Below are 15,270 nucleotides of genomic sequence, written 5' to 3'. Positions count from 1 at the left end.
GTTGCTCCTGCCCGCATGGCTGAAAAGCGAGGAGGCCAGGCCTCCTCCATAAAGTAGAGTGTCACACCTGCCAGATCGGCTGCGCGCGGGCTAGACCCCCAGAGTGGCACCGCCATCAACCACCAGATCCTGCAGGGTGATATGGCTGGCGGCATCGGAGGCGAGAAACAGCACGCTGGCGGCAACCTCGTCGGGGGTCCCAAGTTTGCCAAGGGGGATCCCCAGCTTGAACTGCCCGGGCAGACCCGCGATGGTACGCAGCTCTCCTTCCTGCTGCGCCGCCTCCCCCTCCTGCCACATGCCGTACAGCATGGGGGTACGGGTCGAGCCCGGCGACACCAGATTGCAGCGCACCCCATAGGGGGCAAGCTCCAACCCAGCCGTTTGGGTGAGGCTGGTCAGCGCCGCCTTGGAGGCGCCATAGATGCCCATCCCCACTCGCGGTACCCGACCGGCATTGGAAGAGACATTGACGATGGCGCCCCTGCGCCGTCCCTGAAACCAGGGGGTCAGGGCCCGCATCAGGTAGAAAGGAGCGAAGGTGTTGATGGCGAAGGTGCGCTGCAAGAGGGCGTCATCTACCTCATCGATCCTGCCGGTCGCCAGTACGCCGGCGACATTGACCAGCACATCGGGTCCCAGCCCCTCGTCCAGCAGCTGTTCGCAGCAGCGGGTCACGGCCTCGCTGTCGCTGACATCGATTACCACTCCCTTCACGTTGCCGGGCAGCGCCTCGACCAGTTGCAAATCGAACGCCACCACGCTGGCTCCCACCTCGGCAAAGGTACGTGCCACCGCATGGCCAATTCCCTGTGCCGCACCGGTTACCCAGACGGTTCTGCCTTGCCACTCGCTCATGGGGTGCACTCCGGTTCGCTGACGTGATCTTCGTTGACCTGATAAGCCGTGGCCTGACTGACATTAAGCTGACGGGAGAGGAGCCCCCACCAGTGAGCCAGGGTCGGCGTGCGGGCCAGCTCGGCCAGCTCCACCACCAGCCCCTGCTGACGCCACTCTTCCACCAGCCCCATCACCGCCAGCGAGTCGAGACCGTAGTCGAGCAAGTTGTCATCCTCGGTGGGCTGCTCCTGCTGCATCTCGGCGGGCAGCCGCACCAACACCTGAGCACGTAGCGACTCCCGAGTCAGGGGGCGTTTGCTGGCCGCCATCACCTCGGCCACGGTAATCACCCGACCCGCATTGCGGCTGACGTAGGAGAGCGCCAACAGATGATCCTCGCGGGAGAAGTCGGCGATGGCATCTGCCACCAGGAAGGGGCGGATATCGCGCATAAAAGCATCGACCGCCGTCTGCATCACCCCGATATGGCCGTAGATGCCGCAGATCACCAGCTGATCTCGCCCCCATTCGGCCATCAGCTCTGCCAGCGGCGAGCGGCAAAAAGCGCTGTAGCGCCACTTGGTCAGCACCGTATCCTGCGGCTCGGGTGCCAGCGCCGGAACGATGGGTTGACGCTCCGGCGCCCGGGTCAGCCCCGGCCCCCACATGTCATTGAGCAGCGCCCGATCTGCCTGACTCTGTTCGGCGGGCTGGGCGGTATAGACCACTGGCATGCCGAGAGCACGCGCCTGACGGATCAGGGTGGCGATATGGTCGATGACCTGATTGATCAGCGGATTGTCTGGCCCGTAGAAATCGACGAAATAGTACTGCATATCGTGGACCAGCAAGGCGGCCCGGCCCGGTTCGAAGGGCCAGTTCACCCGCCCGGTGGGCAGCTCCTCTGCGATAGGCAGCGGATAGGCGGCGAGGGATTGAATGGTCATGCACACTCCTTGGCGAGCTGCTCGCGCAGCCTCTGTTTGTCTATCTTGCCGACCGGGGTGTGGGGCAGTTGCTCCACCAGCACCAGGCGATCGGGCAGTTTGTAATCGGCCACCCCCTGCTCGCGCAGGAAACGGCGCAAGCGGGGCAGATTGAGGGGCTCGCGGCACATCAGAAAGGCGCAGCTGCGCTCCCCGAGCATGGGATCGGGCATGGCAACCAGTACCGCCTGCCGCACCTCCGGGTGGGTCAGCAACAGCTCTTCAATCTCGAGGGCGTCGATCTTCTCCCCACCCCGGTTGATCTGATCCTTGTTGCGCCCCACCACCATCAGATGACCGCCGGGCAAGCGGCAGACCAGATCGCCGGTGCAGTAGAAACCGTCCCGATCAAAAGCCCGCTGATTGTGGGCACCAGCCTTGAAGTAGCCGCGAAAGGTGTAGGGGCCACGCGTCCAGAGCTCGCCGCACTCGCCATCTGGCAAGGGGCGTCCGTCGCTGCCCCGCACCTCGACCTCGTCGCCCGGACTCATCGGGCGGCCCTGGGTATTGACGATGTGCCACTGGTTATCCTCGATGCGGGTGTAGTTGACCAGCCCCTCGGCCATGCCGAACACCTGCTGCAAACGGCAACCAAGGCGGCTCGCCACCGCCTCGGCGTGAGCCGGGCTGAGGCGCGCACCTCCCACCTGCACACACTCCAGAGAGGTCTGCGAATAGTGGCTGGCCGCCTCCAGCCAGAGCGCCAGAGCCGGTGGCACCAATGCCGCCCAGTTGACCTGATGGCGCTGCACCAGCGGCAGACAGGTTGCTGCAGAGGGATCCTTTGCCAGCACCACGCAGCCACCGGCATAAAACACTCCGAGTGCGCCGGGGGAGCTCAGGGGAAAGTTGTGGGGCGCTGGCAGAGCGCATAGATAGATCACCCGCTCATCCCAACCGCACACCGCTACGCTCTGGCGCACGCTGTAGCCATAGTCATCGTGGGTACGGGGGATCAGTTTGGGAGTGCCGGTGCTGCCGCCGGAGAGCTGGAAAAAGGCGACCTGATCGGCCGGAGTAGGAGTCGGCGCAGTGGCCGTCAGAGGCGAACCATCAGCACGAGCCACGGTTTCAGGCTGAAGCCATGCAAATCCTGACAGAAGATCGGAGCCTTCAGCCTGCTCGAACAGCAGTGTCTGGCAGGGGGGATATACCAGCTCATCAAGGGCCGCGAGGCTCCCCGCTTCACCGGCAAAGCCGGGATGGGAGGGGCTGAGTACCAGCAAGGCGGGCTCAATCTGGCGGGCAAAGGCCACCAGCTCGCGCCGCTGATGGCTGTAGAGGGCATGCACCGCCACTACGCCGCAGCGGATCAGGGCAAACCAGCAGATATAGAACTCGGCGCAGTTGGGCAACTGCACCAGCGCGGTATCGCCGTGGCCCAGCCCGCGCGCCGCCAGCCGCGCCGCCAGCGCATCAACCTCACGCTTTAACCGGCCATAACTGAGGGTGCGCTCGCCACAGATCAGGGCCGTGCGCTCGGGATACCGTTCTGCAGATTCATCGAGCAGGGCGGTGAGCGGTTGTCCGCGCCACCACCCTTGTGCCCGGTAGTGGGCTGCCAGCTCGGCGGGCCAGGGGGTAAAGGGCACCAGCGGCTTCATGCGGTTACCTCCGGCTCCCGGCTTTCGAGGCCGAAGGCACGCAACATGGTGCCGAGCTTGGCGGCGGTCTCCTGCCACTCCGCTTCCGGCGAAGAGCCCACCACCACCCCGGCGCCAGCATAGAGCCGCAGCTGTCTGCCGGCAAGCACGCCACAGCGAATGGTGACTACCCACTCGCCATTGCCGTCGGCATCCATCCAACCAACGGCGCCGCAGTAGAAGCGGCGATCGTACCCCTCAAGCCGGGCGATGGCCTGACGCGCTGCCGAGAGCGGCGTGCCGCACACCGCCGGTGTCGGGTGCAGTGCCAGCGCCAGAGCCAGCACGGGAGAGGGTTCATGGAGCCGTCCGGCGATGCGGGTCGAGAGGTGCCACATGGTAGGAGTGGCGATCACCTGCGGCTCCAGAGGGACGTCCAGCTCGCGGCAGAAGGGAGCGAGGGCCGCAGCGACTGCATCGGCCACCAGCGCATGTTCATAGCGATCCTTCTGCGCCCCCAGCAGTTCGGCACTGGCCGCCTGTTGATCGGAAAACGCGTGGCGCGGACGGGAGCCCGCCAGCGGATTGCTCACCACCGCCATCTCGCTGCGCGATACCAGCAGCTCGGGGCTCGCACCAAGCAGGGTCTCCCCCTCCGGCAGCGGGATCTGGAACACATAGGCGCCCGGATTCTGGGCCAACAGAGAGCCATAGGCGTGTGCGGGGGAGGTCTGCTCTGCGCTCTGCACATCGATGGCGCGCGACAGCACCACCTTCTCGAGCTGCCCCTCGCTGAACTGCTGCAGTGCCGCCCGCACCGCTCCCTGATAGTGGGCAGCGCCGGTCACTTCACTCACCTCACCACGAAGCTGACAACAGCGGGCGGGCAACAGCGCATCCCTTGCGACCCACTGCGATTGCGCCGAGATCACCAGATGCCAGGGGGATTGGGTATCAAAAGGGATGGCGCCGATGGCGATGGGATTGTCCATCCCCTGCTGGCGCAACTGACGCAGATGGGCGAGCAGCTTCTCCGGCGGGATGCCGGTAAAACTGTCGTGGATACCGGAGGCGACCAGTACCCTGTCACCGCTGGCAAAACAGCACACTTTATCCAGCCCGACCGCTGTGGCGGGCCACTCTCCTTCCAGTGCATGGTCACACATGACGGTGCTACTCCTTGGAATGAATCACTGCCTGACACGACTTAAGGTGAGTCATTTGACTCACCAGATATCAGAGTGAACGGCATCCTAACAAGGAGCGAAAAAACGATCAATACAAATGAGAATCAATTTCATTAACTTCTTTTTAGTCAAAAGCGGGTGACGAACGAAACTGAACTTCGCCGATAAAAAAGAGTTGCGATCGGAGCAAATTCAATTTGATAATGATAACGCTTATCATTTGTATGTTATGGAAGATGTAAATAATGAAATCCTCAACCTCCCGTTTTATTGCTCCCAGCCTGCTGGCCACCACCATCGTCACTCTGCTGACCCAGCAAGCGATCGCCGCCAGCAACCCCCCTCAAGCCGATGAGGTGATCACCGTCACCACCACGGCGCACAATACTCGATCGGCACCTGCCTCTATCTCTGTCATCACGGCCGAACAGATCGCCGCCGCGCCAGTCAATGACCTTGCAGATCTGCTGCGCCACGAAGTGGGCATTCAGGCTGAAGCTGACACCAATGGCCGCAGCGATATCGGCATTCGCGGCATGTCCGGCAAGTACACCCTGGTGCTGGTGGATGGCAAACGCCTCTCCTCCTCCAATGCCCTGTGGCGCGGCGGCAACTTCGACAACACCCCGGTGCCCCTCGGCATGATCCAGCGGGTCGAGGTGATCCGCGGCCCCATGTCAGCACTTTACGGCTCCGATGCCATCGGCGGTGTCATTAACATCATCACCAAGCAGCCGGGCAAAACCTGGCAAGGGGCAGCCGATGCCGACTTCAAAGCCATCGAGGGCAAGGATGGCGGCGATCAGCACAGAACCAACCTGGGCTTTACCGGCCCGCTGACCGACAACCTGCTGATCCGGATGAACGGCGAGGTGTATGACCGTCAAGCCTGGACCCCCACCGAAGCGGCCGATGGCATTCCGCTCATCGAAGCCAAGCAGACCCGCAACTTTGCCTCCACCCTGAGCTGGCTGGTGGATGAGCAGCAGCGCTTCGAGTTTGACTATCTCTACAACCAGGATGAGCGCCCCCTCGATATCTTCCGCAAGACCGGCAACAAGGTGCACAGCCGCCAGCAGCAGAACGATCGCAACCTGTTTGGCCTGACTCACAAGGGGAACTGGAGCTGGGGTGACACCACCGTCATGGCCAACTATGAAAGCTCCCAGATCGATGATTTCAATACCAGCTACTCGGCCCCGCAGCATCGCGAACTGGAGGAGAACACCTTCACCCTCAAGGGCTACACCAACCTGGCGCTGGCCAACCACTACCTGACCCTGGGTGGTGAATATCTGGATCGGGAGCTGGTGGATGCGGTGAGCTACAAGGATATCGGCGGTAAAGAGAGTCACTCCCAAGAGGCACTGTTTGCTCAGGACGAGATCGGCCTGACCGACAGCCTGACCCTGACTCTGGGCGGCCGTTACGATCACCACGAGATCTACGGCAGTCACTTCACCCCGCGCGGCTATCTGGTGTACGAGCTGAACGATGTGGTGACCGTCAAAGGCGGTGTCAGCCAGGCCTTCAAGGCGCCGGCACCGCACCAGTACTCCAATGGCTACAGCATCGAGAGCTGCGGCGGCAGTTGCCGCATCTATGGCAGCGACAAGGTCAAGCCGGAAACCAGCACCAACTACGAGCTGGGCGTCATCGCAGGAGAAGGGATCTGGGAGACCAGCGCCACCCTTTTCTACTCCGATATCGACGACATGCTCACCTTCAAACAGCTGCCGAACTCCACTGACCGCACCTGGTACAACCTGGAGAAAGCCACCACCAAGGGGCTGGAACTGACCGGCAAGCTCAATCTGACCGACGATATCAACCTCGGCGCCAACTACACCTACCTCAAGGCTGAAGGCGATCAGGGCCAGGCTCTGCCCGAGCGGCCTGAGCACAAGGCCAATGCCAAGATCACCTGGCAGGCCACCGAGCGGGTCAATGCCTTTGTCGGCACCACCTACACCGGCACCCAGTTTGCCGAGCAGACCGTCAACAAGGTTGTCGTACTGCACAAGCTGCCCAGCTATCAGACCTTCGATCTCGGCACCGGCTTCAAGGTCACCGAGAACTTTGACCTGCGACTGGGGATCAACAACCTGACCGACGTGCGCCTGCAAGAGAAAGACACCGTCTTCCAGAACGTCGAACCGGGTCGCAGTTACTACGTCAGCGGCTCAGCCCGCTTCTAAGGTAGCCAAGACTGATATAACAGAGCGCGGGCCCATGCCCGCGCTCTGTTAACCAAGAGAATAAGGGGAAGATCCCCACTGGACAGCAAAGAGCATGCAGATTTCCATTTTCATCAGGATCGCTCATGTTCACCTCACTTCTGAATGCTTCACCCCTTGCCACCCTGCCCACCCCTGACGAGATGTTAAAGGCCAGACCCTGTCCGGCACGGCTCGCTCGCCAAATCGCACACAGCCGCCAGCAAGCCCGCCATATTCTGCAGGGAGAGGACGACCGCCTGCTGCTGGTGATCGGCCCCTGCTCCATTCACGATCCGGCCGCCGCCCGCGACTATGGTGGCCAGCTCGCTGAACTGCAGGGCCAATACGGGGAGCAGCTGCAACTGGTGATGCGCACCTATTTCGAAAAGCCGCGCACGACGCTCGGCTGGAAAGGATTTATCTTCGATCCCGACCTCGATGGCAGCGATCAACTTGAAAAGGGACTATGCCACGCTCGGGAGTTACTGCTTGCACTTGGACAGGAAGGGCTCGCCTGTGCCACCGAATTTCTCGATCTCACCAGCATGCTCTATCTGGGGGATCTCATCAGCTGGGGTGCCATTGGCGCTCGCACCACCGAATCCCAGCTCCACCGCCAGCTGGCCTCGGCCCTTCCCTGCCCCATCGGCTTTAAAAACGGCACCGATGGCAATATCCGGATCGCAGTCGAGGCGATCCTCGCCAGCCGGGCGGCCCACCTCTATACCCAGCCTTCCGGTGATGGCCAGCTGGCACTGGTGCGCAGCCATGGCAACCCCGACTGCCACCTGATCCTGCGCGGTGGCCGCCAGCCAAACTATCAGAGCAGTCATGTGGCAGAGGCTGGCGAGCTGCTGCGCCAGCATCATCTCTCCCCTCGCCTGATGATCGATTGCAGCCACGGCAACAGCCAGAAACAACATGCCCGCCAGCTGCTGGTTGCCCGTGACATTGCCGACCAGCTGGGTGCTGGTAGCCATGCCATCGCCGCCATCATGGTGGAAAGTTCTATCTGTGAAGGGCGTCAGGATATCGGCAGCAAACCGCTGCGCTACGGCCTGTCGATCACCGATAGCTGCATCGGCTGGGAACAGACAAGGCAACTGCTCGATATGGTGGCAGAAGGGGTTGAGGCGCGCCGCCAGCAGCGGATCGCCCTGGCAGGATAAATGGCGGATTATTCAGATAACTCAAAAAACAGTGTGGCCCCGATGGGGCCACACTGTTGTTCACTGTTTGACGCACGTCAGGCGACTGACTCACGCTCCACCAGCTGGGCTTCAAACTTGAGCGCCAGGCCGTCTACCGGCTTGTGATCGAGCAGGCGCAGCGCCAGTTCAGCAGCGCGGCTGCCCATCTCCTCGATGGGGTAGCGCACTGTGGTGAGCTTGGGATAGATGTAGCGGGCGTAGGGGATATCGTCGAACCCCACCACCGACACCTGCTGCGGGATCTTGTAACCCCGCTCCAGCAGGCAAGAGATCGCCCCCGCCACCATGCCGTCGTTGAAACCGAGCACGGCCGTGAACTCGACACCACGGGCCAGCAGTTCACTCATCGCCACATAGCCGCCATTTTCGTCGGCAAAGGCGCGGCTGACGAGTGCAGGATCAAAGGCGATCCCGGCTCTGGCCAGGGTCTGGGTGTAACCGGCCATCCGCTGCTGACCATCTACAAACTCTTCATCATCGGAGGTGATAAAGGCGATGTTGCGATGACCGGCATCCAACAAGTGCTGGCACGCGGTGGTGATCCCCGCCTGGTTATCGAGCCAGACGCAGCGATCCTCAAAGCCCGGCACCTGACGGTTGATAAACACGATGGGGGTAGAGCCTGCCGCCAGCTCGCTCAGCTCCTCGTCCGGAAGCGCCTTGCTGTGGAGGATCAGCGCATCGCACTGGCGCTGCAGCAGCGCCTGAATGGCGTGACGCTCGCGGGCGATATCATGGTTGCCAGACATGACGATGGTGAACTTGTTGGCCTGATCGACCATGGCTTCGATGCCACGCATCATCTGGGCAAAGAAGGGGCCGCCGCAGAGGTCGCCAACCAGCACGCCAATGCAGTTGGAACGCTTGCTGACCAGTGCCTGGGCAAAACTGTTGGGTCGAAAATTCAGTTCCTTCATGGCCGCCAGTACGGCCTCACGCTTTTCCGGTGCTACCTGTGCCGTGTTGTTGATAACCCGCGACACGGTGGAGATAGACACATTTGCCAGCTGAGAAACGTCTTTAATCGTTGCCACTATCCATTCCTTTATTGTGGGGGAACCTGTCGATGCCGACGCCCGAGTATACCCTGCGGCCTGATGCAATTCCCGGAGCCAGGTCACCAGGCATGTTTCCTTTGGTAACAAAACCTTACCCGATGATACCCGGCAGCAGGGAAATTTGAAAACAGGGGCCGGCTGGCGGCCCCCGACTCAATAAGCGTGATTGAGCTCCCGCTCTGACATGAAGCGCAGCGGCTGCTGCAGCTTGTGCTGATAAATGAGATCGAACGACAACACGTTTTGTACGTAGTTGCGGGTCTCCTTGTAGGGAATACTCTCGACCCACACGTCCATCGGCTTGTTGTCACTCTGCTCTCGCCAGCGTTTTACCCGTCCCGGCCCGGCGTTGTAGGCGGCCGCCGCCAGGATCCGGTTGCCATCATAGACATCCAGCAAGCGCTTGAGATAAGCGCTCCCCAGACGAATATTCATCGTCGGATCAAACAGTTGCTGCTCGTTGCGATAGGGCACCCCCAGCTTGCCGGCAGTCTCTTTGGCAGTAGCAGGCATCAGTTGCATCAGACCGCGCGCCCCCACCGGCGACTGGGCCAGCGGATAGAGGGCACTCTCCTGACGGGAGATGGCATAGAGCAAACTGGTGTTCATGGTGCGCTCTTGCGCCATCTGGGAGAAGGTGCGTTTGAGCGGCAGCGGGAAGCGCAGGTCGAGAGCATCCCACGCTTCGGCGCGAATGCTGGCGAGAATGGCCAGCTCGTGCCACCCCTGATTGAGGGCGATATGACCAAACTCGATGCGCTGGGCCACCGGATTGCGATCCATGTTGTGGATCCACTCCGAGCGGGCCGCCGCAATCTCGTTCATCGAGAGCAATTCGCGCACCCGCAACAGGAAGGGCCAGCGCTGGCTGGCCGTGCGCCAGTCCGGTACATGCTTGACGCTCTGGTTCTTGATGCGATAGGGCACGCCGGTGCGCTGGGCGGCCATAAAGCCGTAGAAACCGCGCAGGTTGGCGGTCTCCAGATAGAGATCCCGCGCCGGTTTTTGCTGCCCCTGCACCTCAAGGGAGCGCGCCATCCAGTAGCGCCAGCGATCCTCTTTCTGACGGGCCATCGGCATCATCTTCACCCAGCCGGAGAGGCCACGCCAATCCTGCTCCCAGATGGCCAGTCGCGCCCGCAGCTCGGTAATGTCGGGATCCGCCAGCTTTTTCACCGTGCTGTCGACCCAGCTGCGCTGGGCTATGGAGCGATCCAGCAGCAGGCGGCGGGCAATGGCACGCTCTACCGGTTTCACCTCGGCCTGGGTCAGGCCGAAACGGCTGCGAAACAGCGCAAGCTGGCGCAGCACCGACTCCGGCTCCTGATTGGCATAGCGGGTCAAACCGAGGGAGAGCAGCTTACGGGAGTAGGGATTGCTGCTGAAATAGGCCGGGTTCATCGCCTTGGCAGGCTGCTCGAACAGGGTCACCATCTGATCGCCATAGCTCTGCAAGCCACTACCCAGGGTCGCGCCAAGGTGGCGGATCAGGTTGGGGTTTTCCGCCTCGAACGCCAGCGTCATCCGCTGCCAGATCTTCTCCTGGGTTCGCTGACCGGATGCCTGCCACAGCTGGAACAGCGGGGAGCAGGCATCGGGACGGGATTGACCGCTCATCCAGATCTTGCCCGCCCCCTGCAACGCCTCTTTCTGCTTGCCGGTGTAATAGAGCGCCTGATAGTGCATGCAGAGCAGATCGGTGGAGCTCGGCTTGGCCGGATAGAAGCGCAGGAACTGCGACCACTGCTGGCTCTGGGCCAGATAGGTCAGATAGCTGCGCTCCAGCCGGTTGGACTGGGGGGTATCTCCATGCTGGCGGATAAAGCGGGTCACATCGTTGTAATCCGCCGCCCCCGGACGAAAGGCGAGCTGATAGTAATCGAGGTAAGGGAGCAGGGGGTAATGGGTCAACCGGGCACGAATTTGCTGGAAACGGGCCTGATCATTGGCCCGTACGGCGTCATACGCCTGACGGTAGAGCGTCTGGTCGGCAGTCTGCGCCATCAGGGTCGGCACGAACAGCGCCGACAAAACAATTCCCCATACAGCTTTCACTGAGCATCTCCATTGAGGGCAATACACCGCCCGGTGGCGGTGGGTCTACTGCCTCTCATTCTACCCGTTGCCGGGCAGCGCTACAGCGGGGAGCAAGGACTATTTTTCTGCCTCGCTCAGCTGCATTTCACGCAGTTGCTCCGGTCTGGTCAGCCGCTGTACATATTTCTCCAGATAGGGCACCGGCAGCGGCTTGGAGGCGAGATAGCCCTGATAGAAACTGCACCCCTGCGCCTTGAGAAACTCCAGTTGCTGGCGGGATTCCACCCCTTCCGCCGTGACGTTGAACCCCATATGGCGCGCCATGGCGATCACCGCCTCGACGATGGCCATGTTGTCGCCATCTTTCGGGATGTCCTGAATGAAGGAGCGGTCGATCTTGAGCTCATCGGCAGGCAGCCGCTTGAGGTAGCTCAGGGAGGAGTAACCGGCGCCAAAATCGTCGATGGCAAAGCTGATGCCGAGCTCCTTGAGCTCGGTCATCTTGCTGATGGTGTCCTCGGCATGACCCAGCACCACGGACTCGGTGATCTCCAGATTGAGGCAGGCCGGATCCATGCCGGTTTCCGCCAACACATCGTGGATCCGCTCGACAAAATCGGTGGCATGGAACTGCTTGGCACTAACGTTGACCGAGATCTGCGGAATGTGGATGCCGTTTTCCTCCCACAGCACATACTGGGCGCACGCCTCGTGCAGCACCCAGTTGCCGATATCGACAATCAGGTCCGTCTCCTCGGCGATGGGGATAAATTCGGCCGGCGAGACCAGCGAGCGACCGGCTGGCTGCCAGCGGATCAGCGCCTCGACACCAATGATATCGCCGCCATCGACCATATGCTGGGGCTGATAGTAGAGGGTCAGCTCTTGCTGGCTGAGGGCGTTGCGCAATTCGTTGTGAATGAGCAAACGGCGATCCGCCTGCTGCTGCATCGAGGCATCGAAGAAGCGACGGGTCTTGCGGCCAGCGGACTTGGCCTGATACATGGCGGTATCCGCCTGCTTGAGCAGGTCATCGACCCCCTGCTCCCGATCCGGAAACAGGGTAATGCCAACGCTGGCGCCGATGTGCAGCACTTGCCCCACATAGGTATAAGGAGCGGCAATCTCGGTGATGAGCCGCTCGGCAATGATATCGGCCTGCATCTCCGCCTGGGGCGGGCTGGCCGAGAGCGATGGCAACAGCAACACAAACTCGTCACCGCCGAGGCGGGCCAGGCAATCTCCTTGCCGCACCAACCGTTTGAGACGGGCGGCGACCTCCTTGAGCAGCCAGTCACCGGTGGCGTGGCCGAGGGAGTCGTTGATGGTCTTGAAGTGGTCGAGATCGATAAAGAGCAGCGCGCCAATCAGACCGTCGCGGGTCGCCTCGTTGAAGGTCTGCACCAGGGTCTCGTGGAGCTGACGGCGATTGGGCAATCCGGTCAGCTCGTCGTAATAGGCGAGATCCTGGATGCGCCGCTCGGCCGCCTTGCGCTCGGAGATATCCTCGAAGCAGATGACAAAGTGGCTGATCACCCCCTTCTCATCCTGCACCGGCGTCACTATCTCCCACTGGGGATAGGTGTGACCATCGACATGGCGACGCTGGGTCTCCCCCTGCCAGCGGCTGAGGGTGTTGAGCTCGTAACCGAGCCCTCCCAGATTTGGCCAGAGATCCTCTTCCAGATGCAGGCCCAGCACCGACTGGCTGTCAAAGCCGGTGATCTGGCTGAAGGCGTTGTTGACCCGCAGGATCTTGAACCCCGGATCCGTGATGATGATCCCTTCGTGGGTCTCGAATGCGACGGCAGAGAGGCGCATCTGGGCATCGGATTGCAGGCGCTCCAGCTCGGCCACCATCCGTACCGAGAAGGTATTGAGCACCGAGGTGAGATTGCTGGTATCTGCCGGGGCCGAATAGAGCAGCGCCAGATGGCCCAGAAGTTGGCCTCTGGCATCAAACAGCGGCTGACCATAATAAGTCTGCCCGGCCGCCAGCCAGGGTTGATACTCCTGCGACTCGTCGATCACCTCGAAACAGATGGCCCCTTGCTTGTAGAGCTCCTGACAGGGGGAGCCCGCCAGCGGGTAGTCTTTAAGCGACAACCCATCGGCAGCCAGCACTTTGACCCGGTCGGCACCGCACAACTCCCCCACCCAGACCGCATCCACCTTGAGAATATGAGCCAGCTGGCTGACCAGGGTATTGAAGAAATCGAGCCCGGTGCGGGCAGAGAGCGCCTGCGCCAACTGGGTGAGCAGGGTGGTTTGCAGCAACGGCAAAGAGAGGTTGAGAGAGGAGACCGCACTGTTGGCGGTATCAAGAGGGGCCAGCCAGCCACAGCAGATCTGCTGGGTAGGCACAAACTGACCGCTCCAGAGCACATGGTTGAGCTGCCCCTGATCATCTTTCAGATGACCAATAAACTGTTCAGGCAGATGTGATTCATGAAGCCGGACGAGAAAGTCGGCAAAGCCTGCCTCATCTTCCGGTAACAGGCGAGCGGCCCAAGGATGATTGCCCTCCCCTTGCCACTGCTGGTAGGCCCCCTGATCAGAGAGACTCCACTGATCATGTTGCCGATCGAAAAACCACATGACTTGCGTGGCCTGCTGCTTCATTTACCACTCCAACACAACAACCAACCACGTTTGATGTCCAATCAGGCATAGCAACGCCCCCTGCATCCGCTCATCAGATCAGAGGTTGCGAGGGAAGAGTACAAACATGCGATATCAAGCAGTGGAAACCGGACATGAGGTCGACACGAAGTGCTGCCAAGAAGGGACAGAAACGATCCTATTCCTGTCATACTGCCTGCCAGTTTCATGGAGCTCAAGCTGTTTTTGGCACGAAACCGGAAAAGATCACAATTTATAAGTTGCTGAATAGCCAAGGGAAGGTTATGTGACACGGATCACATTTCAATCTTTGCCAATGAGTAATCTGAAGGTGAAGACACAAGCAAGACGACCCGAAGGGGGCCAATATGAAAATCGAAATTACCAGCAAAATCATCGACATCACCCCGGCTATCCGCGAGCGCATCGAATCCCGTTTTGAAAAGCTCGAACGTCTTCAGGTGCCTCTCATCACACCCCATGTGATTGTTTCCAAAGAGCGTCTGATGTTCACTGTCGAAGCCAGTGCTGGCATCCCCAACGGCAAACTGTTTGCCCAAGCAGAGCATGAGGATCTCTACGCCGCCATCAACGAACTGGGGCAAAAACTGGAGCGCCAACTCAACCGTCACACCGAAAAGCCGATTGCCCGTCGTGCCAATGCAGCGCTCAAAGAGCAGCCGCAACCGGATGAAGCTGACGCTTGATAGCATGCCGCAAGGCTAAAAATTCCAAAGAGCATAAAGGCGGGGTTACCCGCCTTTTTGTTGCCTGTGATTTTCCGACAAGCATCGCGTTACACCAGTGAACAGGCGCCATCAACTAAGCCAGTGCAACCGGGTATCCACCCCCTCTTGCAAACGATCGAGGATCGGCAGCAATACCAGCGGATCCTCCTGCCTCGGCACATCGGCCAGCTTTCCTTGCAACCGCTCCCGCGCCAGCGGTGACAGGTTGTCGTAGACAGCCTCATCCAGCAAGGATTGCTTGACCGCCAGCGGCGGCGTTTGCAGCGCCAGCCAGAGCCGCACATCCACCATGCTTCCCCCCTGTTGCAACCGCTCATTGATGGCACTGCAGTCACTCCCAGCCCCTTCAGCCACCAGCACCTCTGCCGGTCTCAGGTCAAAGTGCATACGCCAGTCACGGCTCTGGGAAGTGGCCGCCGGTTTGGCATCAAACCAGGGCTGCTCCTCCACCGCGTCGGTCAGCAGGGCCAGATGCAACCGGAAATCCGCCCGATCGCCATGTTGCAGGTCACGGTTGAGGCGCTGCCCCAACTGGCCCTCATCGACGAGCAGGTGATTACGGATTGAACTGGGCAGCATGAGATAACTCTCGAAAATGGCGATTTCACTGGTTATCGGCCACAAATCCAATTCTTTTAATGGAAAAATCCTGCTTGGGGGTTCACAAAACCGGAAGATCTGTTAGTATGCGCCTCGCACTTGTGGAGGGGTTCCCGAGCGGCCAAAGGGATCAGACTGTAAATCTGACGGCTCTGCCTTCGAAGGTTCGAATCCTTCT

The 15,270-nt window shown here is 60.7% G+C and carries 11 protein-coding genes; 3 read left to right on the top strand and 8 right to left on the bottom strand.

The genetic code is table 11. The annotated features are described in order from the left end of the window. Positions 1-90: 90 nt before the first annotated feature. From dhbA to G5287_RS16070, 4 genes are read right to left on the bottom strand one after another with little or no spacing between them, the layout of a single operon-like run. The gene (gene dhbA, locus G5287_RS16085) at positions 91-858 is read right to left on the bottom strand and encodes a 2,3-dihydro-2,3-dihydroxybenzoate dehydrogenase (protein WP_227340857.1); all 768 of its coding nucleotides are present in this window, start codon (positions 856-858) and stop codon (positions 91-93) included. Then, positions 855-1,787, bottom strand: a complete 933-nt coding sequence (locus G5287_RS16080) for an isochorismatase family protein (protein WP_227340858.1) — start codon at positions 1,785-1,787, stop codon at positions 855-857. The genes dhbA and G5287_RS16080 overlap by 4 nt, the downstream gene beginning before the upstream one ends. After that, positions 1,784-3,430: a (2,3-dihydroxybenzoyl)adenylate synthase gene (locus G5287_RS16075; RefSeq protein WP_227340859.1), complete on the bottom strand. Its 1,647-nt coding sequence runs from the start codon at positions 3,428-3,430 to the stop codon at positions 1,784-1,786. Before G5287_RS16075 ends, G5287_RS16080 begins: the two co-directional genes overlap by 4 nt. Further along, positions 3,427-4,575, bottom strand: a complete 1,149-nt coding sequence (locus G5287_RS16070) for an isochorismate synthase (protein ID WP_216979091.1) — start codon at positions 4,573-4,575, stop codon at positions 3,427-3,429. The genes G5287_RS16075 and G5287_RS16070 overlap by 4 nt, the downstream gene beginning before the upstream one ends. Before the next feature lie 266 nt (positions 4,576-4,841). Between G5287_RS16070 and G5287_RS16065 the strand changes: the two genes are divergently transcribed. After that, on the top strand, positions 4,842-6,794 hold the full coding sequence (locus G5287_RS16065) for a TonB-dependent receptor domain-containing protein (RefSeq protein WP_421231556.1): 1,953 nt from the start codon (positions 4,842-4,844) through the stop codon (positions 6,792-6,794). Between the two features lie 125 nt (positions 6,795-6,919). Further along, on the top strand, positions 6,920-7,984 hold the full coding sequence (locus G5287_RS16060) for a 3-deoxy-7-phosphoheptulonate synthase (RefSeq protein ID WP_421231555.1): 1,065 nt from the start codon (positions 6,920-6,922) through the stop codon (positions 7,982-7,984). A 77-nt stretch (positions 7,985-8,061) separates the two neighbouring features. Here G5287_RS16060 and G5287_RS16055 read toward each other — a convergent pair whose 3' ends face one another. From G5287_RS16055 to G5287_RS16045, 3 genes are all read right to left on the bottom strand, one after another. After that, positions 8,062-9,060, bottom strand: coding sequence for a LacI family DNA-binding transcriptional regulator (locus G5287_RS16055; protein WP_164537168.1), 999 nt, complete (start codon positions 9,058-9,060; stop codon positions 8,062-8,064). 177 nt (positions 9,061-9,237) lie between these two features. Then, positions 9,238-11,139, bottom strand: coding sequence for a transglycosylase SLT domain-containing protein (locus tag G5287_RS16050; RefSeq protein ID WP_058058058.1), 1,902 nt, complete (start codon positions 11,137-11,139; stop codon positions 9,238-9,240). Positions 11,140-11,238: 99 nt separating this feature from the next. After that, positions 11,239-13,743 (bottom strand): putative bifunctional diguanylate cyclase/phosphodiesterase, encoded by a 2,505-nt coding sequence (locus G5287_RS16045; RefSeq protein WP_421231554.1) that lies wholly within the window; start codon positions 13,741-13,743, stop codon positions 11,239-11,241. A 368-nt stretch (positions 13,744-14,111) separates the two neighbouring features. Between G5287_RS16045 and hpf the strand changes: the two genes are divergently transcribed. Continuing rightward, positions 14,112-14,450, top strand: a complete 339-nt coding sequence (hpf, locus tag G5287_RS16040) for a ribosome hibernation-promoting factor, HPF/YfiA family (protein ID WP_005334257.1) — start codon at positions 14,112-14,114, stop codon at positions 14,448-14,450. 111 nt (positions 14,451-14,561) lie between these two features. On the opposite strand, the gene G5287_RS16035 is transcribed toward hpf, so the two are convergent. Beyond that, positions 14,562-15,071: a VC2046/SO_2500 family protein gene (locus G5287_RS16035; protein ID WP_216977409.1), complete on the bottom strand. Its 510-nt coding sequence runs from the start codon at positions 15,069-15,071 to the stop codon at positions 14,562-14,564. Positions 15,072-15,270: the final 199 nt, after the last annotated feature.

Origin of the sequence: Aeromonas sp. 603079 (assembly GCF_049172135.1) — a bacterium.
Lineage (GTDB): Bacteria > Pseudomonadota > Gammaproteobacteria > Enterobacterales > Aeromonadaceae > Aeromonas > Aeromonas veronii.
Note: the sequence above shows the minus strand (reverse complement) of the source record. Positions and strands in the feature narration are given on the sequence as shown.